Annotated in this window: 23 protein-coding genes; 17 read left to right on the top strand and 6 right to left on the bottom strand. The window is 60.2% G+C overall.

The annotated features are described in order from the left end of the window. The 3 genes from Q7W83_RS20965 to Q7W83_RS20955 form a co-directional block, all read right to left on the bottom strand. On the bottom strand, positions 1-595 hold a 595-nt coding region (locus tag Q7W83_RS20965; RefSeq protein ID WP_473656795.1), incomplete at its 3' end, for a LysE family translocator. Position 596: 1 nt separating this feature from the next. After that, entirely contained in the window at positions 597-1,367 is a 771-nt protein-coding gene (locus Q7W83_RS20960) for a 2OG-Fe(II) oxygenase (RefSeq protein WP_150631756.1), read from the bottom strand. A 92-nt stretch (positions 1,368-1,459) separates the two neighbouring features. Continuing rightward, entirely contained in the window at positions 1,460-2,086 is a 627-nt protein-coding gene (locus tag Q7W83_RS20955) for an alanyl-tRNA editing protein (protein WP_150631755.1), read from the bottom strand. Between the two features lie 91 nt (positions 2,087-2,177). Between Q7W83_RS20955 and Q7W83_RS20950 the strand changes: the two genes are divergently transcribed. Then, positions 2,178-3,176 carry a LysR family transcriptional regulator gene (locus Q7W83_RS20950; protein ID WP_150631754.1) on the top strand — a complete coding sequence of 333 codons (999 nt, stop codon included), beginning with the start codon at positions 2,178-2,180 and terminating at the stop codon, positions 3,174-3,176. A 187-nt stretch (positions 3,177-3,363) separates the two neighbouring features. Here the strand turns inward: Q7W83_RS20950 and Q7W83_RS20945 are convergent, their stop codons facing one another. Next, the gene (locus tag Q7W83_RS20945) at positions 3,364-3,771 is read right to left on the bottom strand and encodes a PA2817 family protein (RefSeq protein WP_027924016.1); all 408 of its coding nucleotides are present in this window, start codon (positions 3,769-3,771) and stop codon (positions 3,364-3,366) included. Positions 3,772-3,845: 74 nt separating this feature from the next. After that, entirely contained in the window at positions 3,846-6,293 is a 2,448-nt protein-coding gene (locus Q7W83_RS20940) for an acyl-CoA dehydrogenase (RefSeq protein WP_150636056.1), read from the bottom strand. Positions 6,294-6,542: 249 nt separating this feature from the next. On the opposite strand from Q7W83_RS20940, the gene Q7W83_RS20935 reads away from it, so the two are divergent. The 4 genes from Q7W83_RS20935 to Q7W83_RS20920 all read left to right on the top strand — a co-directional run bounded on the left by Q7W83_RS20935 (position 6,543) and on the right by Q7W83_RS20920 (position 9,711). Further along, positions 6,543-7,202, top strand: coding sequence for a transglutaminase-like domain-containing protein (locus Q7W83_RS20935; RefSeq protein WP_150654603.1), 660 nt, complete (start codon positions 6,543-6,545; stop codon positions 7,200-7,202). A gap of 43 nt (positions 7,203-7,245) precedes the next feature. After that, the gene (locus tag Q7W83_RS20930; protein ID WP_150631751.1) at positions 7,246-7,869 is read left to right on the top strand and encodes a glutathione S-transferase family protein; all 624 of its coding nucleotides are present in this window, start codon (positions 7,246-7,248) and stop codon (positions 7,867-7,869) included. Positions 7,870-8,002: 133 nt separating this feature from the next. Then, positions 8,003-8,935, top strand: coding sequence for an ABC transporter ATP-binding protein (locus tag Q7W83_RS20925; protein ID WP_150631750.1), 933 nt, complete (start codon positions 8,003-8,005; stop codon positions 8,933-8,935). Next, positions 8,932-9,711 carry an ABC transporter permease gene (locus tag Q7W83_RS20920; protein WP_046049056.1) on the top strand — a complete coding sequence of 260 codons (780 nt, stop codon included), beginning with the start codon at positions 8,932-8,934 and terminating at the stop codon, positions 9,709-9,711. The genes Q7W83_RS20925 and Q7W83_RS20920 overlap by 4 nt, the downstream gene beginning before the upstream one ends. A gap of 74 nt (positions 9,712-9,785) precedes the next feature. Here the strand turns inward: Q7W83_RS20920 and Q7W83_RS20915 are convergent, their stop codons facing one another. After that, on the bottom strand, positions 9,786-10,304 hold the full coding sequence (locus Q7W83_RS20915) for a DUF2062 domain-containing protein (RefSeq protein WP_150631749.1): 519 nt from the start codon (positions 10,302-10,304) through the stop codon (positions 9,786-9,788). Between the two features lie 135 nt (positions 10,305-10,439). Between Q7W83_RS20915 and Q7W83_RS20910 the strand changes: the two genes are divergently transcribed. The 12 genes from Q7W83_RS20910 to Q7W83_RS20855 all read left to right on the top strand — a co-directional run bounded on the left by Q7W83_RS20910 (position 10,440) and on the right by Q7W83_RS20855 (position 21,901). Next, positions 10,440-12,662, top strand: a complete 2,223-nt coding sequence (locus Q7W83_RS20910) for a DNA internalization-related competence protein ComEC/Rec2 (RefSeq protein WP_473656788.1) — start codon at positions 10,440-10,442, stop codon at positions 12,660-12,662. A gap of 98 nt (positions 12,663-12,760) precedes the next feature. Continuing rightward, the gene (locus Q7W83_RS20905) at positions 12,761-13,399 is read left to right on the top strand and encodes a MotA/TolQ/ExbB proton channel family protein (RefSeq protein WP_167362937.1); all 639 of its coding nucleotides are present in this window, start codon (positions 12,761-12,763) and stop codon (positions 13,397-13,399) included. Next, a complete protein-coding gene (locus Q7W83_RS20900; RefSeq protein ID WP_150631747.1) occupies positions 13,396-13,827 on the top strand; it encodes an ExbD/TolR family protein in 432 nt (143 codons plus the stop codon). The genes Q7W83_RS20905 and Q7W83_RS20900 overlap by 4 nt, the downstream gene beginning before the upstream one ends. Beyond that, on the top strand, positions 13,827-14,837 hold the full coding sequence (gene lpxK / locus Q7W83_RS20895; RefSeq protein WP_150631746.1) for a tetraacyldisaccharide 4'-kinase: 1,011 nt from the start codon (positions 13,827-13,829) through the stop codon (positions 14,835-14,837). Before Q7W83_RS20900 ends, lpxK begins: the two co-directional genes overlap by 1 nt. Before the next feature lie 25 nt (positions 14,838-14,862). Continuing rightward, positions 14,863-15,048, top strand: coding sequence for a Trm112 family protein (locus Q7W83_RS20890; RefSeq protein WP_007945752.1), 186 nt, complete (start codon positions 14,863-14,865; stop codon positions 15,046-15,048). After that, positions 15,045-15,809 carry a 3-deoxy-manno-octulosonate cytidylyltransferase gene (gene kdsB / locus Q7W83_RS20885; protein ID WP_150631745.1) on the top strand — a complete coding sequence of 255 codons (765 nt, stop codon included), beginning with the start codon at positions 15,045-15,047 and terminating at the stop codon, positions 15,807-15,809. The genes Q7W83_RS20890 and kdsB overlap by 4 nt, the downstream gene beginning before the upstream one ends. Beyond that, positions 15,809-16,273 (top strand): low molecular weight protein-tyrosine-phosphatase, encoded by a 465-nt coding sequence (locus tag Q7W83_RS20880; RefSeq protein WP_150631744.1) that lies wholly within the window; start codon positions 15,809-15,811, stop codon positions 16,271-16,273. The genes kdsB and Q7W83_RS20880 overlap by 1 nt, the downstream gene beginning before the upstream one ends. Continuing rightward, on the top strand, positions 16,270-17,289 hold the full coding sequence (gene murB, locus Q7W83_RS20875) for a UDP-N-acetylmuramate dehydrogenase (RefSeq protein WP_458377140.1): 1,020 nt from the start codon (positions 16,270-16,272) through the stop codon (positions 17,287-17,289). The genes Q7W83_RS20880 and murB overlap by 4 nt, the downstream gene beginning before the upstream one ends. Positions 17,290-17,536: 247 nt before the next feature. Continuing rightward, positions 17,537-18,007, top strand: a complete 471-nt coding sequence (locus tag Q7W83_RS20870; protein WP_150636046.1) for a (2Fe-2S)-binding protein — start codon at positions 17,537-17,539, stop codon at positions 18,005-18,007. Next, positions 18,004-20,325 carry a xanthine dehydrogenase family protein molybdopterin-binding subunit gene (locus tag Q7W83_RS20865; protein WP_458377141.1) on the top strand — a complete coding sequence of 774 codons (2,322 nt, stop codon included), beginning with the start codon at positions 18,004-18,006 and terminating at the stop codon, positions 20,323-20,325. Before Q7W83_RS20870 ends, Q7W83_RS20865 begins: the two co-directional genes overlap by 4 nt. Then, positions 20,325-21,308: an XdhC family protein gene (locus tag Q7W83_RS20860; protein ID WP_150654607.1), complete on the top strand. Its 984-nt coding sequence runs from the start codon at positions 20,325-20,327 to the stop codon at positions 21,306-21,308. The genes Q7W83_RS20865 and Q7W83_RS20860 overlap by 1 nt, the downstream gene beginning before the upstream one ends. After that, a complete protein-coding gene (locus tag Q7W83_RS20855) occupies positions 21,305-21,901 on the top strand; it encodes a nucleotidyltransferase family protein (RefSeq protein WP_150654608.1) in 597 nt (198 codons plus the stop codon). Before Q7W83_RS20860 ends, Q7W83_RS20855 begins: the two co-directional genes overlap by 4 nt. Positions 21,902-22,036: the final 135 nt, after the last annotated feature.

Here is a 22,036-nt window from a genome sequence, read left to right as displayed (position 1 = left end):
CCATGGTGCGTTCGAACCAATGCCCCATGCGCATGAACAGCACGCGTACCCGGCTGCTGGAAAAGAACAGGGCAACGATGACAAACCACAGTGCGTTCACGAAACACATCCAGAGGCCGTAGAGCGCCTGAACGTTCAGCGGAGTCGTGGCGCTGATGAGGGTGGTGAAGATCGCCAGGAAAAACAGCGTGGCCTTGGGATTGGTCGCGTTGGTCAGAAACCCGGTGGTGAACGCCTTCAGCAGCGTTTGTTCGACAACCGGCTCGTCGGCTTCTTTGTCACCTTCCAGCGCAGATTTGGGCTTGCTGCGCAACAGGCTCACGCCCAGGTACAAAATGTAGGCACCGCCGATCACCTTGGCCACGGTCAGCAGCCAGGGCGTGGTGTGCATCAGCGCACCGACACCCAGCAGGGTGTAAAGCACGTGCACGGAAATGCCCGCACCGATGCCCAGCGCGGTACAGATGCCTACCCACCGACCGAAACGCACGCTCTGGCGGATGGTGACCGCAAAATCCGGACCGGGAGCGACCACGGCCAAAAAGTGAATCGTCGCCAGCGCCAGGAACTCGCCCAGGTAATTCGAATACTGCATCTCAACTCCAGAACGTAAGGGGTGAAGCATTGCCGCGATAGCCGACAAAGAACGAAAGGCTCAAGCGCGGATCGGCCACACCCGGTGTCACCGAGTGCATACAGCGCGAATTGAACATGATGAAATCACCGGGTTCCGGAAGGATCTCCAGGATCGGATCGCCGAGCAGCGCCGGATCGATGCCGTAACTGTCGCCACGCATTTCATCGAACTGGTCGGGCGAAATGTCGTGATCCCACATCTGCAGTGCGCCGCCTTCGGCGGGCATGTTCAGGTAAACATTGCAGGCGAACTGCGCGTCGAGGCTTCTGGCCTGGTAACTGTCCGGAGCGTCCTTGGCGAAGATGTCGTGGTGGGCCAGAAAGCACACGCCGGGTTTCACGACTCGGGACAACCCGACATACATCTTGCGCCCGTAGAGGTTCTCCAGATGTGCACCCGCCGGCCAGGACTCATCGAGCATGCAACGCAGGGTGTCGACCGGGGACGAATAGGGCGCGCAACGGTTGCGCAATTCGGCGATGTTGCGCGTGGCGCGTTCGAAATAGTCCTCGATCAGCAGTGGCTGGTTTTCCGCTTCATAAAACGCCATGCCGATACGGCCGATGCTCGGCGCGTTGATGTAGCCCTCGAAGCCGGGCGCGAGAATCTTGTCGCCGATCTGCGTTGCCAACGGCGGGGGCAGGAAGCCTTTGACCCGAATGGCGAGGACTTCTTCGTTGGCCAGTTTTTTTATGCACGTCTCATCGAGACGCTCGACGTCAAGCATCATGGTTCAGGTCCATCTATCGGATAGTCAACGGAACCCGCGAATGCAGGCTCCCCCGGCGCCAGGCGAGGCCGGGTTCGGTCTCGCCCACTTGCTCAATCCACGCTGTAGTGGACTGACAGCGTTCCTTTCTTCTGCGAAACGGAAGCGATCGTGACCGTGCCCAACTCCTTCAGGCTACGTACGTGGGTGCCGCCGCAACCATAGGCGGGCAGTTCACCGAAACCGATTTCCCGTGCACCTTCGCGCAACGATGTCAGGCGCGGCAGGTCATGGGCGATCCATTGCTCAATGCCGAACTCGACGGTTTGGGCATCAACTTCCTGTGCGGAGTCCGTCGGTTTGAACTGCACACGTCCTTCGCCCGGCCAGTGATGAGCCTTGATCGGCATCCAGCCCATGGCCTGGACGAAATGGCCGATCAGATGGCCGGCGGAATGCATCCGCGTATTGAACTGACGACGCGGCTCATCGACGCGAATCTGGATCATGCCGAGAGGTGCCGGGCGGTCGACAAAATGGATGATCCGGTCCGGGTCCTGGACCACACGCAAGACCTGGCTTTCGCCGATCGAGCCGGTGTCAAACGGCTGTCCGCCGCCCTGAGGGTGAAACAGTGTTGCGCGCAGCACCACGGCGAACTCGTTCTCGTGCGGCGTGCAATCCAGTACTTCCACGTTGGCCTTGAGGTCATCACTATGGAAAAAGAGGCGAAGCGTCATATTCCATGCCCTCATTAAAGATTCTGTTTTTTATTATATGAAGCGTGGAATTGCGTGATAATCCGTTCAAACATCAAAGGAATGTTGCGCTGTGAGCATAAATCTCCCTCTGCCGTTGCTCGGTGAAATGGCGATATTCGTCAAGGTTGTCGAGACCGGAAGCTTCTCCGAAGCGGCGCGTCAGTTGGGCTCATCGCCTTCGGCGGTCAGTCGCAGCATTTCGCGTCTGGAGAAGGCGCTCGCCACGCGCCTGTTGCAACGCACCACGCGCAAGCTGCGACTGAGCGACGGTGGCGAGGAAGTATTCAAGCGTTGCCAGGAAATGGTCAGCGCGGCCAAGTCGGTGATGGAAATCAGTGGTCAATTCACCCATGAGGCGGAAGGACTGGTGCGAGTCAGCGTACCCAAAGCCGTAGGACGATTCGTGATTCACCCGCATATGCCGGAATTTCTGCGGCGTTATCCTAAAGTGGATGTGGAACTGTTACTCGAAGACCGTCAGGTGGATTTGATCGACGACAACGTCGATCTGGCGATTCGTATCACTGATCGCCCACCCGCCGGGCTGGTGGGGCGGCAATTGCTGACCATCGACCATTTGCTCTGTGCCACCCCGCAGTACCTTGCCGAGCACGGCACGCCGACTCATCCTCATGATTTGCTCAACCACAGTTGCATCTACCTGGGAGAGACCCCCAGTGATGCGCGCTGGAAATTCAAGAAAGGCACCAAGGCCGTCACCGTCGGTGTGCGTGGGCGTTATGCCGCCAATCACACCGGTGTGCGGTTGGGCGCGGTATTGCAGCACATCGGGATTGGCAGCCTGCCGTATTTCACCGCGCGCTATGCGCTGGAGCAGGGCTTGATTGTGCAGGTGCTGCCGGACTGGACGTTTCTGGCGTCGTACCACGGCGGTGCGTGGTTGCTGCATTCGCCGACCCGTTACATGCCACCCAAGCTGCGGGTGTTGATTGATTATCTGGTGGAATGCCTGGAGAAGGAGCCGACGCTGAGCAAGCCGGGCAAGCCTGGTGCGCTGGGTAAGGTCGCTGCGGAGTATGAGTTGCCGGAGAGTGATGGGTTGCTCTGACGGACGCCTTCGCGGGCAAGCCCCACAATGATTTGTGTGATGCCAGAGATTGCGTCTCCACCACAAAAACCTGTGGGAGCGGGCTTGCCCGCGATGGCGTCCGTCCAGACACCGCAATACTCGGTAATGCCACAAAAAAGGCCCGCATGTTCAACCATGCGGGCCTTTTTGCATTTCTGATCAGCAATCAGTGCTTGCTGTCATCGTTCGACATCGCCAGAAGCTGTTTTTCCTGATTCCAGTCGAACGGTTCATCGTTCTGTTCAGCTTCAAAGCGACGTTCTTCGAGGGCCTGATACAAATCGATTTCATCATCGGGCATGTAATGCAGGCAGTCACCGGCGAAGTACCACAGCAGGTCGCGCGGGACCAGGTGGGCGATTTGCGGGTAACGGGTGATCACCTGGCACAGAATGTCCTGGCCCAGGTATTGGCTTTCGATCGGGTCGACCGGCAGCAGTGCACGCAGTTCGTCGAAGCGCTCCAGGAACAAGGCATGGCTTTCTTCGGGAACCTGTTCGGCCTCACCCACGGCGACCAGGATGCTGCGCAAGTGGTCGAGCAAGACGAGATGATCGGCAACGACGTTGGACACGAGATAAGTCCTCAAGAGCAAAACGGGCGCGGGAGTATAAAGCTCCCGCGCACCTTTTTACATGACTGGCTGGATCAGCGGACTTTTCCGGCCGCCAGCACCAGCTCTTCTTTGTCGAAGTCATCGACATCGATCACCTTGCGCCGCGCCACTTCGGCATCCCGCAGCTTTTGCGCTTCGGCCGGCTGCAACACGCCCGACTCCAATGCCGCATCGATGACGTTTTCCCCGGCAACCGGTTTGACCTGACCGCTTTTAAGCGCCACATGCAGTTTTTTCTGCAGGGCCTGCGCCGCGTCCAGCAAGTCGCAGGCGTGTTGCAGGGCACCCACGGCGTCATCGGCCGATTGCGGGCGGAAGCACCCACCGAGCAATTCTTCGAGAGTCGGATCGCCCTTGGCCCGCCCAATCACCGCGGCCACTTCGGCACCGAGTTTGTCCGAAGGCCCTTTGTGACGGCGACCGAACGGGAACACGATCACGCGTAAAAGGCAGCCCAATACCTTGTTCGGGAAGTTGCTCAGCAGTTCATCCAGCGCGCGTTCCGACTGGCCAAGGCTTTCTTCCATGGCCCAGGTAAACAGCGGCGCCATGTGTTCCGGAGAATCGAGGTCGTGGTAACGCTTGAGCGCGGCAGAGGCCAGGTACAGGTTGCTGAGCACATCCCCCAGACGTGCCGACAGACGCTCGCGACGTTTCAATTCGCCGCCCAGCAACATCATGCTCAGGTCAGCGAGCATCGCGAATGCAGCAGCCTGACGGTTGAGTGCACGGAAGTAACCCTGGCTGAGCTTGTCCCCTGGCGTATGTTCGAGATGTCCGAAGCCGAGGTTCAACACCAACGTGCTGGCAGCATTGCTCACGGCAAAACCGATGTGCTTGAGCAACAGGCCATCGAATTCGGTGAGGGCCTGATCCTTGTCTTCACGACCGGCGAGGGCCATTTCTTTCAGGACGAATGGATGGCAGCGAATCGCGCCCTGGCCGAAGATCATCAGGTTGCGCGAGAGGATGTTCGCGCCTTCGACGGTGATGAAGATCGGCGCGCCATTCCAGCTGCGTCCGAGGTAATTGTTCGGTCCCATGATGATTGCCTTGCCGCCATGAACGTCCATGGCGTGGCTGATGCACTCGCGGCCGCGTTCGGTGAGGTGATATTTGAGAATCGCCGACAGCACCGACGGTTTCTCGCCCAGGTCCACCGCGTTGGCAGTGAGCATCCGCGCTGCGTCCATCATCCAGGCGTTGCCGCCGATACGCGCCATCGCTTCCTGAATACCTTCAAACGCCGACAACGGTACGTTGAACTGCTCACGAATCTGCGCGTATTGACCGGTCACCAGACTGGTGAACTTCGCCGCGCCGGTGCCGACCGCAGGCAATGAAATCGAACGCCCGACAGACAGGCAGTTCATCAGCATCATCCAGCCTTTGCCCAGCATTTCCTGGCCGCCAATGAGGAAGTCCAGCGGAATGAACACGTCCTTGCCCGAGTTCGGGCCGTTCATGAACGCAGCGCCCAATGGCAAGTGACGACGGCCGATTTCCACACCGGCGGTATCGGTCGGGATCAACGCAAGGCTGATACCCAAATCCACTTCATCGCCCAGCAAGTGATCCGGGTCGTACGCCTTGAAGGCCAGGCCGAGGAGGGTGGCGACCGGGCCGAGCGTGATGTAGCGCTTTTCCCAATTCAGGCGCAGGCCGAGGGTTTCCTTGCCTTCCCATTCGCCTTTGCAGATCACCCCGGTGTCGGGCATCGAGCCGGCATCGGAGCCGGCCAGTGGCCCGGTCAATGCGAAACACGGGATGTCATCGCCGCGCGCCAGACGTGGCAGGTAATGATTGCGTTGTTCGTCGGTGCCGTAATGCAGCAGCAGTTCGGCCGGGCCGAGGGAGTTGGGGACCATCACGGTGGAGGCGAGGTCGCCGCTGCGGGTCGCCAGTTTCATCGCCACCTGGGAGTGGGCGTAGGCAGAAAACCCCTTGCCGCCGTATTCCTTGGGAATGATCAGGGCGAAGAAGCCGTTTTCCTTGATGTGGGTCCAGGCTTCGGCAGGCAGGTCCATGTCCTGGCCAATCTGCCAGTCAGTGACCATCGCGCAGAGTTCGTCGGTCGGGCCGTCGATGAAGGCCTGTTCCTCTTCGGTTAACTGTGCTTTTGGGTAGGACAGCAATTTGTCCCAGTCAGGACGCCCGCTGAACAGTTCGCCGTCCCACCATACGGTGCCGGCATCGATGGCGTCGCGTTCGGTTTCCGACATGGGCGGCAGGGTTTTCTGGAACCAGTTGAACAGCGGCGCGCTGAAGAATTTACGCCGCAGGTCGGGCAGCAACAAGGGCGCCGCGACAGCCGCGATCAACACCCAGAGCACCAGCAACAGCCAGCCTGGCGCGTGGCTGAAGGCGCCCATCGCCACCACGTAAACGGCAACGATGCACAGGGCGGGCAGCGGGGCGATGCGGCGGTGGGCCAGATAAGCAATTCCGACAACCAGAACCAGTATCCACAACAGCAGCATATTTAATCCTCCGTGAAACAAGGGCAAAAACAACCTTCAGAGCTTAGACGGCATCCGCAAAACAGGGTGGTCAGAGCGAGGTGATTGATTTCGTGGGAAACCTTCGATGAGTTTTGTAGGGCCGGTTGGCAACGGGCCGTGCGAATCGTTCGTTGGGCGGGCGGCAAAGCGTCCATGTTTGGCCGAAACGTCGTTATCTCTGTGCTGAACCTGTCGCTAGACTCGTGGCTTCCCCAGGAGATTGTCCTCATGCACGAGTATCTGCGTCCCGGCCGCTTCATCGATAGTGACCACCCGTCGGTGGTGGAGTTCGCCGAAAAACATCGTGGCAGTCGCCGCGACCCGCTCGAGCAGGCGATCAATCTCTATTACGCAGTGCGCGAGGCCGTGCGTTACAACCCCTATACGTTCAGCCGCGATCCAGACACCTTGCGTGGCAGTTTTGCGCTGGCGGCCGGGGAAAGTTATTGCGTGCCCAAGGCCACGCTGCTGGCGGGTGCGGCCCGGCATTGCGGGGTTCCCGCGCGGATCGGTCTGGCGGATGTGCGCAATCATTTGTCGACCCCGCGTTTGCTGGAATTGCTCAAGAGCGATGTGTTCGCCATGCATGGTTATACAGAGCTGTACCTGAACGATCGCTGGGTCAAAGCCACGCCGGCGTTTAACCAGAAACTCTGCGAATTGTTCAACGTTGCGCCGCTGGAGTTCGACGGAATCAACGACAGTGTTTTCCATCCGTTCAATCGTGATGGTGAGCAACTGATGGAGTACCTGATCGATCACGGTCAGTTCACCGATGTGCCGGAGGCGTTCTTTTTCGAACACCTGGAAAAGTGCTATCCGCATCTGTTCGGCGAGCAACTGCCGCTAATGCTGGGGGACATGCAGAGCGATTTGAGTCGCACCTGATCCGGCGTATGCTGCCTGCGCATTCATCAAACAAGAGGCGGTCATGCTGAAGATCTGGGGTCGGAAAAATTCGTCGAATGTCAGAAAACCTTTGTGGGCCGCCGAAGAGCTGGGCCTGGCCTATGAAGCCATTGATGCGGGCGGCGCCTTTGGCGTGGTCGATACGCCCGAATATCGTGCGATGAACCCCAACGGTCGCGTGCCGGTGATTGAAGACGACGGCTTCGTGCTGTGGGAGTCCAACGCCATCGTGCGTTACCTGATGGCTCTCCACGCCAGCGGCACAGCCTGGTACCCGGAAAATCTGCAGGCCCGCGCCACTGCGGACAAATGGATGGACTGGACCACTTCAAGTTTTGCCGGCCCGTTCCGCACGGTTTTCTGGGGCGTATTGCGCACCCCGGCGGACCAGCAGGATTGGCCATCAATCAACGCCGCAATCAAAGAGTGCGATGCTCTGCTGGCGATGGCCGATCAGGCCCTGGCGGCCAAACCGTACTTGTCCGGCGATGAAATCGGCATGGGCGACATTCCGCTGGGCAGCTTCATTTATGCCTGGTTCGAGATGCCGATCGAGCGTGCCCCGCAGCCTCATCTGCAAGCCTGGTATGCACGACTGAAGCAGCGTGCGGCGTACAAGAAAGCCGTCATGACCGCGTTGACTTAATACTCACTATCGACACACTTGACTGTACTTGTGTGGCGGCGACAAGCACCATTGCGCTCATGCGCCGCGGTTGCATTGCTCGCCGCCCGCCCTTATTGATCCCTTTCTTCCCTTCTTGGTGCGTAAATCCGATATGAGTTCCGCTCTGTCCATCCGGCAGCTAACCAAAACCTACGGCAACGGTTTCCAGGCCCTGAGTGGTATCGATCTGGACGTCGCTGAAGGTGACTTTTTCGCCTTGCTCGGCCCCAACGGCGCCGGCAAATCCACGACCATCGGCATTCTCTCGACCCTGGTGAACAAGACCAGCGGCACGGTGAATATCTTCGGTAACGACCTGGACAAGAATCCTGCGCAGCTCAAGCGTTGCATCGGCGTGGTGCCCCAGGAATTCAACTTCAACCAGTTCGAGAAAACCTTCGACATTGTCGTGACCCAGGCCGGTTACTACGGCATCCCGCCGAAAATCGCCAAGGAACGCGCCGAGCAGTACCTGACCCAGCTCGGGCTGTGGGACAAGCGCGATGTGCCGTCGCGTTCGTTGTCCGGCGGCATGAAGCGCCGCCTGATGATCGCCCGCGCACTGGTTCACGAACCGCGTCTGCTGATCCTCGACGAACCGACGGCCGGCGTCGATATCGAGCTGCGTCGTTCGATGTGGACGTTTCTCACCGAGCTGAACCAGAAAGGCATCACCATCATCCTCACCACCCACTATCTGGAGGAGGCTGAGCAGTTGTGCCGCAACATCGGTATCATCGATCACGGCACCATCGTCGAGAACACCAGCATGAAACAGCTGCTAGGCCAGCTGCATGTGGAAACCTTCCTGCTCGATATCAAAAACACATTGAGCGTCGCACCGCAGCTGCTCGGTTACCCGACCAAGCTGCTCGACAGCCACACGATTGAAGTCCAGGTCGACAAGGCCATGGGCATCACCGCGCTGTTCACTCAACTGGCGCAGCAGAACATCGAAGTGTCGAGCCTGCGTAACAAAACCAATCGCCTCGAGGAGTTGTTCGTGTCCCTGGTGGAGAAAAATCTGTCGAAGGTGGCGGTATGAGTTCCGAGCTGCAACCCAACCTCGTCGCGCTCAATACCATCGTTTACCGCGAGGTCAAGCGCTTCACCCGGATCTGGCCGCAGACGCTGCTGCCGCCGGCGATCACCATGGTTTTGTACTTCGTGATTTTCGGCAATCTGATCGGCCGGCAGATCGGTGACATGGGTGGTTTCACCTATATGGAATACATCGTGCCTGGGCTGATCATGATGTCGGTGATCACCAACTCCTACGGCAACGTGGTGTCGAGTTTCTTCGGCAGCAAGTTCCAGCGTTCCATCGAGGAATTGATGGTGTCGCCGGTGTCGCCGCACACGATTCTGATCGGCTACACCCTGGGCGGCGTGCTGCGCGGGTTGATGGTCGGGGTGATTGTGACGCTGTTGTCGCTGTTCTTTACCCAGCTGCAGGTGCATCACCTGGGCGTGACCATTCTGGTGGTGGTGCTGACGGCGACGATTTTCTCGTTGCTGGGTTTCATCAACGCGGTGTTTGCGCGCAACTTTGATGACATTTCGATTATTCCGACGTTTGTGCTGACGCCGCTGACTTACTTGGGCGGGGTGTTTTACTCGATCTCGTTGTTGCCGCCGTTTTGGCAGACTGTGTCGTTGGCGAACCCGGTGTTGCACATGGTCAATGCGTTTCGGTACGGGATTCTTGGGGTTTCGGATATCCGGATCAGTGTGGCGATTACGTTCATGCTGGTGGCGACGGTGGTGTTGTATGTCGGGTGTGCGCGGTTGTTGGTGAGTGGGCGGGGGATGCGTACCTAAGCTCGCCATTAGGATGTACCCCGATCCCATCCGCTCCACAAAAAAGGCCTCCCGACGCGGAGGCCTTTTAACATTCACAACATCCGTTTTTTCTTCCGCCGAGCCCATTGCCGACTCACCCACCACCGCCAGTACATCATCACCAGGCAGTACGCGAGCGCACCCAATACCAGCCCCGTCACAACCGACCCCAACAAAAACGGCTGCCACAGCGTAGACAGCTCGCCGCTGATCCATTCCCAGGTCAACTCATCCGGCAAGTGCCGGGCAGGCACGTCCATCAACCACGCCCCAGTCTGATAGGTACAAAAGAACACCGCAGGCATGGTGATCGGATTAGTCAGCCAGACCAGACTGACCGCAATCGGCATATTGCCACGCACCATGATCGCCAGAACGGCCGCCACCAGCATCTGCAACGGAATCGGCAGAAATGCCGCAAACAAACCCACCGCCATGGCTCGTGCGACCGAGTGACGGTTGAGGTGCCAGAGGTTCGGGTCATGCAACAGCGTGCCGAGAAAGCGTAAGGATTTGTGTTCCCTGATGCTGGTCGGGTCTGGCATGTAACGTTTGAATAAGCGCCGGGGCATAGGGCTTCTCGGTCGGTTAAGGCGGCAAGTATGTCTGGATTCTATGAGCCGCCCATTCAGACTTTGTGACAATTAATAACGATGCACGTGCCGTGGGCCGGCTATGCCTAGGAGGGGACTCTCAAGGACGGGCGTATGCGCACAGGGATGATGGCGCTGGCGTTGGGTCTGCTGACCCTGCGCTTTTTGCCGGTATTACCGCCGGTCTGGTTATGGCTGGTGTTGCCTGTAATGGGATTGATGGTGCTTCCGTTCCGGACGTATTCATTGGCATTTTTTCTGTTCGGATTCAGTTGGGCGGGCGCGAATGCACAGTGGGCGCTGGATGATCGTTTGCCAGGAAATCTCGATGGCGAAACCCGTTGGGTCGAAGGTCGCGTGACCGGTTTGCCGCAGAACAATGATGGGGTTGTGCGTTTCGAATTGACGGACGCCCGGTCGCGACAGGCAAAGCTGCCGCAGCGGATGCGCCTGGCCTGGTATGACGGACCGCCGGTCAACAGTGGTGAACGATGGCGGCTGGCCGTGAAGTTGAAACGTCCTGCCGGGCTGCTCAATCCTCATGCCTTCGATTACGACGCCTGGTTGTTGGCACAACGCGTTGGTGCGACCGGTACGGTCAAGGATGGCCAGAGGCTTGCCGAAGCCCGATGGGCCTGGCGCGACAGCATCCGCCAGCGTTTGCAAGCCGTGGATGCCCAAGGACGAACCGGGGCGTTGATTGCGCTGGTGTTGGGAGATGGCGCCGGGCTCAGTCGTGAAGATTGGCAGGTGTTGCAAGACACCGGCACCGTGCATTTGCTGGTGATTTCCGGACAGCACATCGGGTTGCTGGCGGGGGTGGTGTACCTGCTGATTGCCGGACTCGCTCGCTACGGGGGGTGGCCGAACCGTTTGCCGTGGCTGCCATGGGCGTGCGCGCTGGCATTCGCCGCAGCCCTTGGTTACGGACTGCTGGCGGGGTTCGACGTGCCGGTGCGGCGAGCCTGCGTGATGATCGGCCTGGTGCTGTTGTGGCGGCTGCGATTTCGTCACCTTGGCGCCTGGTGGCCGCTGTTGCTGGCACTCAGCGCTGTTTTGTTGCTGGCCCCGCTGGCGAGCCTGCAACCGGGTTTCTGGCTGGCCTTCGCCGCGGTGGCGGTGTTGATCTTCACTTTCGGCGGTCGGCTGGGCCCTTGGCGATGGTGGCAAACCTGGACCCGTGCTCAATGGCTGATCGCGATCGGCCTGGGCCCATTGTTACTGGTGCTGGGATTGCCGATCAGTCTCAGCGGCCCGGTCGCCAATCTGCTGGCGGTGCCCTGGATCAGTTTGCTGGTATTGCCGCCGGCCTTGCTGGGAACCCTGTTGTTGCCGCTGCCTTATGTGGGCGAGGGATTGTTGTGGTTGGCGGGTGGGTTGATCGATGGATTGTTCAAGGGCCTGGGGTTGATGGCCGGTCAATTGCCGGCTTGGGTGCCCGTGGCGATTCCATTGTGGGTATGGGTATTGGGCTCCCTCGGCGCGTTTCTGCTGTTAATGCCGCGCGGTGTGCCGCTGCGCCCACTGGGTTGGCCGTTGCTGCTGTTACTGGTTTTTCCACCTCGGCCACTTTTGTCAGAGGGCATCGCCGAAGTCTGGCAGCTGGATGTCGGCCAGGGATTGGCGATTCTGGTGCGAACCCGTCATCACACGCTGTTGTATGACACCGGACCCCGCTTCGGCGACTTCGATCTGGGCGAACGAGTGGTTCTGCCCACGTTGCGCAAACTCGGCGTGAACGGACTCGACCTGATGCTGATCAGCCACGCCGACGCCGATCACGCCGGTGGTGCGCGAGCGATTGCCAACGGCTTGCCGGTAAAGCAAGTGCTCAGTGGTGATCCCTTGGCGCTGCCCGCCGAGTTGCGCGCTGAAGCCTGCGAGAGTGGCCGGCAATGGACCTGGGACGGCGTGAGGTTCCAGCTCTGGCAATGGCCTTCGGCCTCGGACAGCAATCAAAAGTCCTGCGTGCTGCAGATCGAAGCCAAGGGTGAGCGAATATTACTGACCGGTGACATCGACAGCGCCGCCGAGCGGGCCCTGCTCGACAGTCCACTCGCTGTGACCACCGATTGGTTACAGGCGCCACACCATGGCAGCCGAAGTTCGTCGTCTGCGGCGCTGCTCGCGGTGTTGCAACCCAAAGCCGTACTGATTTCGCGCGGCAACGGCAATTCGTTCGGTCACCCGCATCCCACGGTCGTGGCTCGTTACCAAAAACGCGGCATGGCAATCCATGACAGCGCCGAGCAGGGCGCCATCCGTCTGCACCTCGGACGCTTCCAGCCACCGTGGACGATGCGTCAAGAACGGCGCTTCTGGCGATCCACGCAATAACCGCGAGTGATGAAAGCCCGACCGGATGCGACATCACGGTCTTCGGTGCGCCCACCCCCTATGTTAGAGTGGCGCACTTTTTCGAGGGGACTGTCACTGTGTGGGAATTGGTCAAATCCGGCGGCTGGATGATGCTGCCGATCATTCTGAGTTCCATCGCGGCCATGGCGATCGTCGCCGAGCGTCTCTGGACCCTGCGTGCCAGTCGTGTGACCCCGGAGCACTTGCTCGGGCAGGTCTGGGTGTGGATCAAGGACAAGCAACTCAACAAAGAAAAACTCAAGGAATTGCGCGCCAACTCGCCGTTGGGTGAGATTCTGGCGGCGGGCCTGGCCAACTCCAAGCATGGTCGCGAGATCATGAAAGAGTGCATCGAAGAAGCCGCCGCGCGGGTGATTCATGAGCTCGAGCGCTACATCAATGCGTTGGGCACCATCGCCGCCATGGCGCCGTTGTTGGGTTTGCTCGGCACCGTGCTGGGCATGATCGACATTTTCAGCGCGTTCATGGGGACGGGCATGGGCACCAACGCCGCCGTGCTGGCCGGTGGTATTTCCAAGGCCTTGATCACCACGGCTGCAGGCCTGATGGTCGGTATTCCGGCGGTATTCTTCCACCGTTTCCTGCAACGCCGCATTGATGAGCTGGTAGTGGGCATGGAGCAGGAAGCGATCAAGCTGGTCGAGGTGGTGCAGGGTGATCGTGACGTGGACCTGGCTGAGGGCAAAAAAGCGTGAAATTCCGCCGAAAACCGCGGGAAACGGTAGACATCAACCTCGCGTCGTTGATCGACGTGGTGTTTATCCTGCTGCTGTTTTTCGTTGTCACCACCACCTTCACCCGTGAAACCCAGTTGCGCGTCGATCTGCCTGAAGCGGTCAGTGGTTCGCCTGCCGAAGACCAGCAGGTCAAACACCTGGACGTCGCCATCAGTGCCGAAGGCGTGTTCTCCGTGAACAATCAGTTGTTGCCGAAAAATGATCTGGCGACCTTGATGGACGCGTTACAGAAAGAATCCAACGGTGATACCAACCTGCCACTGTCGATCAGTGCGGACGGCAAGACCCAGCATCAATCGGTCATCACCGCCATGGACGCCGCCGGCAAACTCGGCTTCAGTCATCTGCGCATGACCACAATCGAGGCGGCGCCGCCCGCGCCCTGATGGCCATGTCCGATCGCTTGCTCGCCGCGTGGTACCAAGGTCATCCGGCCCTGAAGCTGTTGCAGCCATTGGAGTGGCTGTATCGGCGCGTGGTTGTGAACAAGCGCAAACGCTTTCTGGCGGGTGAGGGCGAGATTTATCAGCCGCCGGTGCCGCTGATCGTCGTCGGCAACATCACGGTGGGTGGCACCGGCAAGACGCCGCTGATTCTGTGGATGATCCAGCATTGTCAGCGAAGCGGCTTACGGGTCGGCGTGGTCAGTCGCGGCTATGGCGCCAAACCGCCGCAACTGCCATGGCGGGTCGAAGCCGATCAAAGCGCCGACATCGCTGGCGACGAACCGCTGCTGATCGTCCAGCGTACCGGCGTTCCATTGATGATCGACCCGAACCGCAGCAGCGCGGTCAAAGCGCTGTTGGCGAGCGAACCACTGGACTTGATCCTCTCCGACGACGGTATGCAACATTACCGGTTGGCCCGCGACCTGGAACTGGTGCTGATTGACGCCGCCCGTGGCCTGGGCAACCAGCGCTGCCTGCCGGCGGGACCGTTGCGCGAACCGGTCGAGCGCCTGCAAAGCGTTGATGCGGTGTTGTACAACGGCGCCACCGAGGATCGCGACAACGGTTTTGCCTTCCAGCTGCAACCCACGGAACTGGTCAATCTGCACAGCGGCGAACGCCGGCCCCTTGACCACTTTCCCGCAGGCCAGGCGCTGCACGCCGTGGCCGGGATCGGCAATCCGCAGCGTTTCTTCACAACCCTCGAAACGCTACACTGGCAACCAGTCCCGCATGCATTTGCCGACCACGCCGAGTACAGCGTGCAGGCCTTGAATTTCACACCGTCATTGCCGTTGGTAATGACTGAAAAGGACGCGGTGAAGTGCCGTGCCTTCGCCGCCGCCGATTGGTGGTACCTGGCGGTCGATGCTGCGCCATCGCCGGCCTTCGTGGCCTGGTTCGATACGCAGTTGATGCGCCTGTTGCCGGCTCGTCTTTTGCCTTAAATCCGTTTTTATCCAGGGAATGCTCATGGACACCAAATTGCTCGACATCCTCGCTTGCCCGGTCTGCAAAGGCCCGCTCAAGCTCAGCGCCGACAAAACCGAGCTGATCAGCAAGGGCGCCGGTCTGGCGTACCCGATTCGCGACGGCATCCCGGTGATGCTCGAAACCGAAGCCCGCACCCTGACCACAGACGAGCGTCTGGATAAATGACCACAGCCTTTACCGTTGTCATTCCATCGCGTTACGCCTCTACCCGCCTGCCGGGCAAACCGCTGTTGCTGATCGCCGGCAAGCCGATGATCCAGCACGTCTGGGAACAGGCGTGCAAAAGCAGCGCCGAGCGAGTGGTGGTTGCCACTGACGATGCGCGCATTGTCGAGGCGTGCAACGCGTTTGGCGCCGAAGTGGTGCTGACCCGCGAAGACCACAATTCCGGCACGGACCGTTTGGCTGAAGTTGCCGAAAAACTCGGTCTGGCGTCCGACGCGATCGTGGTCAACGTTCAAGGTGACGAACCGCTGATCCCGCCGAGCGTGATCGATCAGGTCGCGGCTAACCTCGCGGCCCATACCGAAGCGCGCATGGCGACGTTGGCCGAGCCGATCGAAGACGTTGAAACCCTGTTCAACCCCAACGTGGTCAAGGTCGTCAGCGACCTCAATGGCCTGGCGCTGACGTTCAGTCGCGCGACGTTGCCATGGGCTCGGGACGCGTTCGCGAAAAGTCGCGATGCGCTGCCGGAAGGCGTGCCGTATCGCCGCCACATCGGCATCTATGCCTACCGCGCCGGTTTCCTGCATGACTTCGTCAGCTGGGGCCCGTGCTGGCTGGAAAACACCGAATCGCTGGAGCAGCTGCGCGCACTGTGGCACGGCGTGCGAATTCACGTCGCCGATGCATTGATCGCGCCGCCGACCGGCGTAGACACCGTCGAAGACCTCGAGCGCGTTCGTCGCCTGCTGGAGGCCTGATGCGGGTTTTGTTCGTTTGTCTGGGCAACATCTGCCGTTCACCGACGGCCGAAGGCGTGCTGCGGCATAAACTGCGGGAAGCGGGGCTGGCCGATCAAGTCGAAGTCGCCTCCGCCGGCACCGGTGACTGGCACGTTGGCAACGCGCCGGACCAACGCAGCCAGGCCGCGGCCAAATCGCGTGGTTATGACCTGTCCGCTCAACGCGGCCGGCAAGTGAGCCGCGCCGATTTCGCCACTTATGATTTGATCCTGGCGATGGACAACAGCAATCTGCGCAATCTCAAGGCCTTGCAACCGGCCAGTGGCAGGGCTGAGCTGGATCTGTTCCTGCAACGCTACCAGTTGGAAGTCGACGAAGTCCCGGACCCGTATCACGACGGCGAACAAGGCTTTGAGCAGGTGCTCGACTTGATCGAAAGCGCCTGTGATCTGCTGGTGATCGAATTGAAGGGCCGGTTATGAGTGTGCGGGTTCGGCCACAGGTTTCGCTCAAGCCTTACAACAGCTTTGGCGTGGACGTTCAGGCGCGCTTGTTTGCCGAGGCCCACAGTGATGCCGACGTGCGGGAAGCCTTGGCCTACGCCGCACAACATGACGTGCCGTTGCTGGTGATTGGCGGTGGCAGCAATTTGCTGCTGACCGCCGATATCCAGTCGCTGGTGCTGCGCATGGCGACACGCGGAATTCGTATCCTGAGCGACGACGGCAACAAGGTTGTGATCGAAGCCGAGGCTGGCGAGCCTTGGCATCCATTCGTGCAACACACGCTGGCGCAGGGGCTGTCGGGGCTTGAAAACCTCAGTCTGATCCCCGGCACCGTCGGCGCGGCACCGATGCAGAACATCGGTGCCTACGGTGTGGAGATCAAGGACGTGTTTGCCGGCCTGACCGCGCTGGATCGCCAGACCGGCGAAATGCGCGACTTCACGCTGGCCGAGTGCAACTTCGCTTACCGCGACAGCCTGTTCAAACAGGAGCCGGGGCGCTGGTTGATCCTGCGGGTTCGTTTCGCCCTCGACCGCGCCGAACACCTGCATCTGGAGTACGGCCCGGTACGTCAGCGTCTGACCGAGCAAGGCATCGATCAGCCGACCGCCAGCGACGTCAGCCGGGCGATTTGCAGCATCCGCAACGAAAAGCTTCCTGACCCGGCGGTGCTCGGTAATGCCGGCAGCTTCTTCAAGAACCCATTGGTGTCGGCTGCGCTGGTCGCTCAGCTCAAAGTCGAGTACCCGGACCTGGTGGCTTACGCGCAACCCGACGGGCAGATGAAACTGGCCGCGGGCTGGCTGATCGAACGGGCAGGGTGGAAAGGTTTCCGCGAGGCCGACGCGGGCGTGCATAAATTGCAGGCGCTGGTGCTGGTCAACTACGGGGCCGCGACTGGTCTGCAGTTGTTGAACCTGGCACAACGCATTCAAAAAGATATTTGCGAACGTTTTCACGTCGATCTGGAAATGGAGCCCAATCGGTATTGAGGCTACGCTTTCAAGACTGATCTCAAAGCCCTGCACATCTTCGATTGTGCAGGGCTTTTTTGTTAATGCTGGGTTAACTTAGCCCCCTAACGATGCAAGCATTTGCTCCACCAAAGGCCCGATGCAGACGTCGCCGTCCGCATAAGAGAGCCTCATTAGCCTGAGTCGATCTGCGTGATGCCAACCGCTAATCCCCAAGCGGCAGATTGCTCGACCCCATAACCCATATAAATATGCGGGCGTGCCCATGATTACCCTGAAGCTCAATGGTCAAGACCATCAACTCGATGTCACCGAGGACATGCCGCTGCTCTGGGCCATCCGCGACGTGGTCGGTTACAACGGCACCAAATTCGGCTGCGGCATGGGCCTGTGCGGCGCCTGCACCATTCATATCGAAGGCGCCCCGGCGCGCAGTTGCATCACGCCGATCGGTTCGGTGATCGGCCAGAACGTCAGCACCATCGACAACCTGCACGCCGATCCGGTCGGGCAAATCGTTCAGCAGGCCTGGCTCGACACCGCCGTCGCCCAGTGCGGTTATTGCCAGGGCGGGCAGATCATGTCCGCCACGGCACTGCTCAAGACCAATCCGAACCCGAGCGACGAACAGATCGAAGAGGCGATGGTCGGCAATATTTGCCGTTGCGGCACTTACAACCGGATCAAGACCGCCATCCGCCAGGCATCCACCCACCTGAAGGAGGCCAAGGCATGAGCCAGTTACCGAATGATTTCGCCCTGAGCAACCTCAGTCGCCGTGGTTTCCTCAAAGGCGTCGGTGCCACCAGTGCGCTGGTGGTCGCCGCGAGTTGGGGCTGGCAGGACGCGTTCGCCGCCGAGAAGGAAAAGAAATTCGGCGCCGACGGCATGCCTAACGGCTGGATTGATGATCCGAAGGTGTACGTCAGCATCGCTGCAGATGGCACGGTGACCGTGGTCTGCAACCGCTCGGAAATGGGCCAGGGCGTGCGCACCAGTTTGACCATGGTGGTAGCCGATGAACTGGACGCCGACTGGGCTCTGGTGAAAGTGCAGCAGGCGCCAGGCGACGAAGTGCGCTTCGGTAACCAGGACACCGACGGCTCGCGCAGCATGCGCCATTGGTACGAACCGATGCGCCGCTGCGGTGCTGCTGCGCGGACCATGCTCGAACAAGCGGCCGCCGAACAGTGGAAAGTTCCGGTCGGCGAGTGCCATGCGCAATTGCACAAAGTCATCCATAAACCGAGCGGTCGTGAACTGGGTTACGGCGCGCTCGCCGTCGCGGCCGGTGCGCTGGCGGTGCCGCCGCGTGACAGTCTACGACTCAAGGATCCGTCAGAATTCCGCTACATCGGCAAGGAAGGCACCAAGGCCATCGACGGTGCAGACATCGTCAACGGTCGCGCGATCTACGGCGCCGACGTGCATTTCGATGGAATGCTTTACGCCACCATCGCACGTCCGGCGGTCTACGGCGGCAAGGTCAAATCCTTGGATGACAGCGCTGCAATGAAAGTCCCCGGTGTGATCAAAGTCATCCAGATCGAAGGCCGTCCGCTGCCCTCGGAATTCCAGCCGTTGGGTGGCGTGGCGGTGGTGGCCAGCAACACCTGGGCGGCCATCAAGGGCCGCGACGCGCTGAAAATCGAATGGGACGACGGCCCCAACGCCAGTTACGACTCGATCGCCTATCGCAAGGAAATTGAAGCAGCGTCACTCAAGCCCGGCAAAGTGGTGCGCAATACCGGCAACATCGACGAGGCCATGAGCAGCGCCAGCAGCACCGTTGAAGCCTCTTACTATTTGCCGCACCTGGCGCAAGCACCAATGGAGCCGATGGTCGCCATCGCCCGTTTCAAGGATGGTGTGTGCGAAGCCTGGGCGCCAAGCCAGGCGCCGCAGGTCACCCGTGAGCGAATCGGCGAACGCCTGGGCATTGCGTTCGATAACGTCACGTTCCACGTCACCTTGCTCGGCGGAGGTTTCGGCCGCAAGTCCAAGCCGGATTTCATCATCGAAGCAGCGATCCTCGCCAAGGAATTCCCCGGTAAGGCGGTGCGGGTGCAATGGACCCGTGAAGATGACATCCACTGTTCGTATTTTCACACCGTCTCGGCCGAATACCTGAAGGCCAGTCTGGGCAAGGACGGTCTGCCGTCGGGTTGGCTGCACCGCACGGTGGCACCGAGTATCACCGCGCTGTTCGCGCCGGGCATGAACCACGAGGCTGCTTTCGAGCTGGGCATGGGCTTTACCAACATGGCCTACGCGATTCCCAACGTGCGCCTGGAGAACCCGGAAGCGGCGATTCATACGCGGGTCGGCTGGTATCGCTCGGTGTCGAACATTCCTCACGGCTTTGCGATCCAGAGCTTTGTCGATGAACTGGCGCACAAGGCCAAACAGGATCCGCTCAAGTACCAAATCAAATTGCTCGGCCCGGACCGTCAGATCGATCCGCGCACCTTGAGTGAAGAGTGGAACTACGGCGAGTCGCCGGAGCGCTATCCGATCGACACCGGACGGATGCGCACGGTGCTGGAAACCGCTGCCAAAGCGGCGGGTTGGGGACGTGAGTTGCCGAAGGGCCGAGGCTTGGGGCTGGCGGTGCATTACAGCTTCGTCACCTATGTGGCGGCGGTGATCGAGGTCGAAGTCAAAGACGATGGCACATTGATTGTGCACAAGGCCGATATTGCCGTGGATTGCGGCCCGCAGATCAACCCGGAGCGGATTCGCTCGCAGTTCGAAGGTGCCTGCGTGATGGGCCTGGGCAACGCGGTGCTGGGCGAAATCAGCTTCAAGGACGGCAAGGTCCAGCAGGACAACTTCCACATGTACGAAGTGGCGCGCATGTCCCTGGCGCCGAAGGAAGTCGCCGTGCATCTGGTGACTCCGCCGGGCGTTGTGCCGTTGGGCGGTGTCGGTGAACCGGGCGTGCCGCCGATTGCGCCGGCGCTGTGCAATGCCATCTTTGCCGCCACCGGCAAACGCATCCGCGACTTGCCGGTGCGTTTTCAACTGCAAGGTTGGCAGAAGGCCGAGGCCTGATGGACAGCGTCGATCTGAACGTCCTGCGCAGTGTGCTGGAGTGGCGCCGCGCCGGTCAGCGAGTGGTGTTGTACAGCGTGGTCCAGACCTGGGGCACCGCGCCTCGGGCCCCTGGCGCGATGCTGGCCCTGCGCGAAGACGGGGTGGTGATCGGTTCGGTCTCCGGTGGTTGTGTCGAGGACGATCTGATTGCCCGGTTGCACGATGGCCGGATTCCGGCTGACGGGCCGCCGGTGCAACTGATCACTTACGGGGTCACTCGCGAGGAGGCCGCACGGTTTGGTTTGCCCTGCGGCGGCACGTTGCGTCTGACCGAGGAGCGCGTCGGTGACCCGGCCTGGGTCGCTGAATTGCTGGCGCGTTGCGAAGCCCATGAAATCGTCGCGCGCTCGCTGGATGTTGCGACCGGTGACGTGGTGTTGCAGCCGGCGAACAAGAGCGATGTGCTGAGTTTCGACGGTCACACGTTGCGTGCGATCTACGGTCCGCGTTGGCGATTGTTGCTGATCGGCGCGGGGCAATTGTCCCGTTATGTTGCCGAGATGGCGCGGTTGCTGGATTTCGAAGTGCTGATCTGCGATCCGCGCACCGAATTTGTCTACGGCTGGGAAGAGCAGCACGGACGCTTTGTTTCCGGTATGCCGGACGAAGCCGTGCTGAACATCCAGACCGACGAACGCACGGCGATTGTCGCGTTGACTCACGATCCGCGCCTGGATGACATGGCCCTGCTCACGGCGCTCGATTCCAGGGCGTTTTACGTCGGTGCGCTGGGTTCTCGGGTCAACAGCCTGAAGCGCCGGGAAAACCTGGCTCAGCTAGGCTTGTCACAAGAGGCCATCGAGCGCTTGCACGGGCCGATCGGTCTGCACATCGGCAGCCATTCCCCGGCGGAAATCGCCTTGTCGTTGCTGGCCGAAATCGTCGCGATCAAGAACGGCGTCGAGCTGAAGCAGAAGAAGCCGTTGCGGGAGGAGGTATGACTGAGCCAATCGGCGTCATCGTGTTGGCAGCGGGGCAGGGCGACCGGTTTCGGCAGGTGGCGGGAGCCGACAAGGATAAGTTGTTGGCGGACTGTACGGGACGCGATGGCGCCGTTCGTTCCGTAATTGAGCAGGTGCTGGTGAATTTGCCAGCCGGCCTTGAGAAGCGCGTGCTGGTGACGACCGAAGATCGCCCACAAGTGATTCGCATGGCCAAGGCCTATGGTGTCGAGGTTGTGTTGATCGAATCGACCGGCATGGGCGACAGCATTGCGGCCGGGGTGTCGGCATGCTCGCAGCTCGGTGGCTGGTTGATTGTGTTGGGGGATATGCCGTTTATTTTGCCTTCCAGTATTGAGCAGGTAGTGGCGGAGATTGCTGATGACGTAATCAGTGTTCCGTTGATCAATGGCGAGTACGGACATCCCGTGGGTTTTGGGCGTACGTTTGGACCGGCGTTGATGGGATTGTCGGGTGATCGTGGGGCCAAGCCGTTGTTTGCCTCGGCGAAGGTGGTTGAGGTGGTGGTGGACGATCCCGGGGTGTTGTGGGATGTGGATGTGCCTGAATCACTGATCTTCAAACCGGCATAAATTCCCTGTGGGAGCGAGCCTGCTCGGGATGGCGGTGGGTCAGCTTGCATCAATGTTGAATGTTAAATCGCCATCGCGAGCAGGCTCGCTCCCACAGGGGGCGGTGTATTCGGAGACATAAAAAAAAGCCCCGCC

Source organism: Pseudomonas sp. 300, from assembly GCF_055803035.1.
This window is presented reverse-complemented; position numbering and strand designations above follow the sequence as displayed.

Bases quoted from the DNA above. Each gene is read 5' to 3' on its own strand.
- Q7W83_RS20880 (WP_150631744.1), top strand. From the start codon at position 15,809: ATGCGGGTTTTGTTCGTTTGTCTGGGCAACATCTGCCGTTCACCGACG.
- Q7W83_RS20930 (WP_150631751.1), top strand. From the start codon at position 7,246: ATGCTGAAGATCTGGGGTCGGAAAAATTCGTCGAATGTCAGAAAACCT.
- lpxK (WP_150631746.1), top strand. From the start codon at position 13,827: ATGGCCATGTCCGATCGCTTGCTCGCCGCGTGGTACCAAGGTCATCCG.
- Q7W83_RS20935 (WP_150654603.1), top strand. From the start codon at position 6,543: ATGCACGAGTATCTGCGTCCCGGCCGCTTCATCGATAGTGACCACCCG.
- Q7W83_RS20960 (WP_150631756.1), bottom strand. From the start codon at position 1,367: ATGATGCTTGACGTCGAGCGTCTCGATGAGACGTGCATAAAAAAACTG.
- Q7W83_RS20915 (WP_150631749.1), bottom strand. From the start codon at position 10,304: ATGCCCCGGCGCTTATTCAAACGTTACATGCCAGACCCGACCAGCATC.
- Q7W83_RS20940 (WP_150636056.1), bottom strand. From the start codon at position 6,293: ATGCTGCTGTTGTGGATACTGGTTCTGGTTGTCGGAATTGCTTATCTG.
- Q7W83_RS20890 (WP_007945752.1), top strand. From the start codon at position 14,863: ATGGACACCAAATTGCTCGACATCCTCGCTTGCCCGGTCTGCAAAGGC.
- Q7W83_RS20865 (WP_458377141.1), top strand. From the start codon at position 18,004: ATGAGCCAGTTACCGAATGATTTCGCCCTGAGCAACCTCAGTCGCCGT.
- Q7W83_RS20920 (WP_046049056.1), top strand. From the start codon at position 8,932: ATGAGTTCCGAGCTGCAACCCAACCTCGTCGCGCTCAATACCATCGTT.
- Q7W83_RS20925 (WP_150631750.1), top strand. From the start codon at position 8,003: ATGAGTTCCGCTCTGTCCATCCGGCAGCTAACCAAAACCTACGGCAAC.
- kdsB (WP_150631745.1), top strand. From the start codon at position 15,045: ATGACCACAGCCTTTACCGTTGTCATTCCATCGCGTTACGCCTCTACC.
- Q7W83_RS20855 (WP_150654608.1), top strand. From the start codon at position 21,305: ATGACTGAGCCAATCGGCGTCATCGTGTTGGCAGCGGGGCAGGGCGAC.
- Q7W83_RS20860 (WP_150654607.1), top strand. From the start codon at position 20,325: ATGGACAGCGTCGATCTGAACGTCCTGCGCAGTGTGCTGGAGTGGCGC.
- Q7W83_RS20910 (WP_473656788.1), top strand. From the start codon at position 10,440: ATGCGCACAGGGATGATGGCGCTGGCGTTGGGTCTGCTGACCCTGCGC.
- Q7W83_RS20955 (WP_150631755.1), bottom strand. From the start codon at position 2,086: ATGACGCTTCGCCTCTTTTTCCATAGTGATGACCTCAAGGCCAACGTG.
- Q7W83_RS20870 (WP_150636046.1), top strand. From the start codon at position 17,537: ATGATTACCCTGAAGCTCAATGGTCAAGACCATCAACTCGATGTCACC.
- murB (WP_458377140.1), top strand. From the start codon at position 16,270: ATGAGTGTGCGGGTTCGGCCACAGGTTTCGCTCAAGCCTTACAACAGC.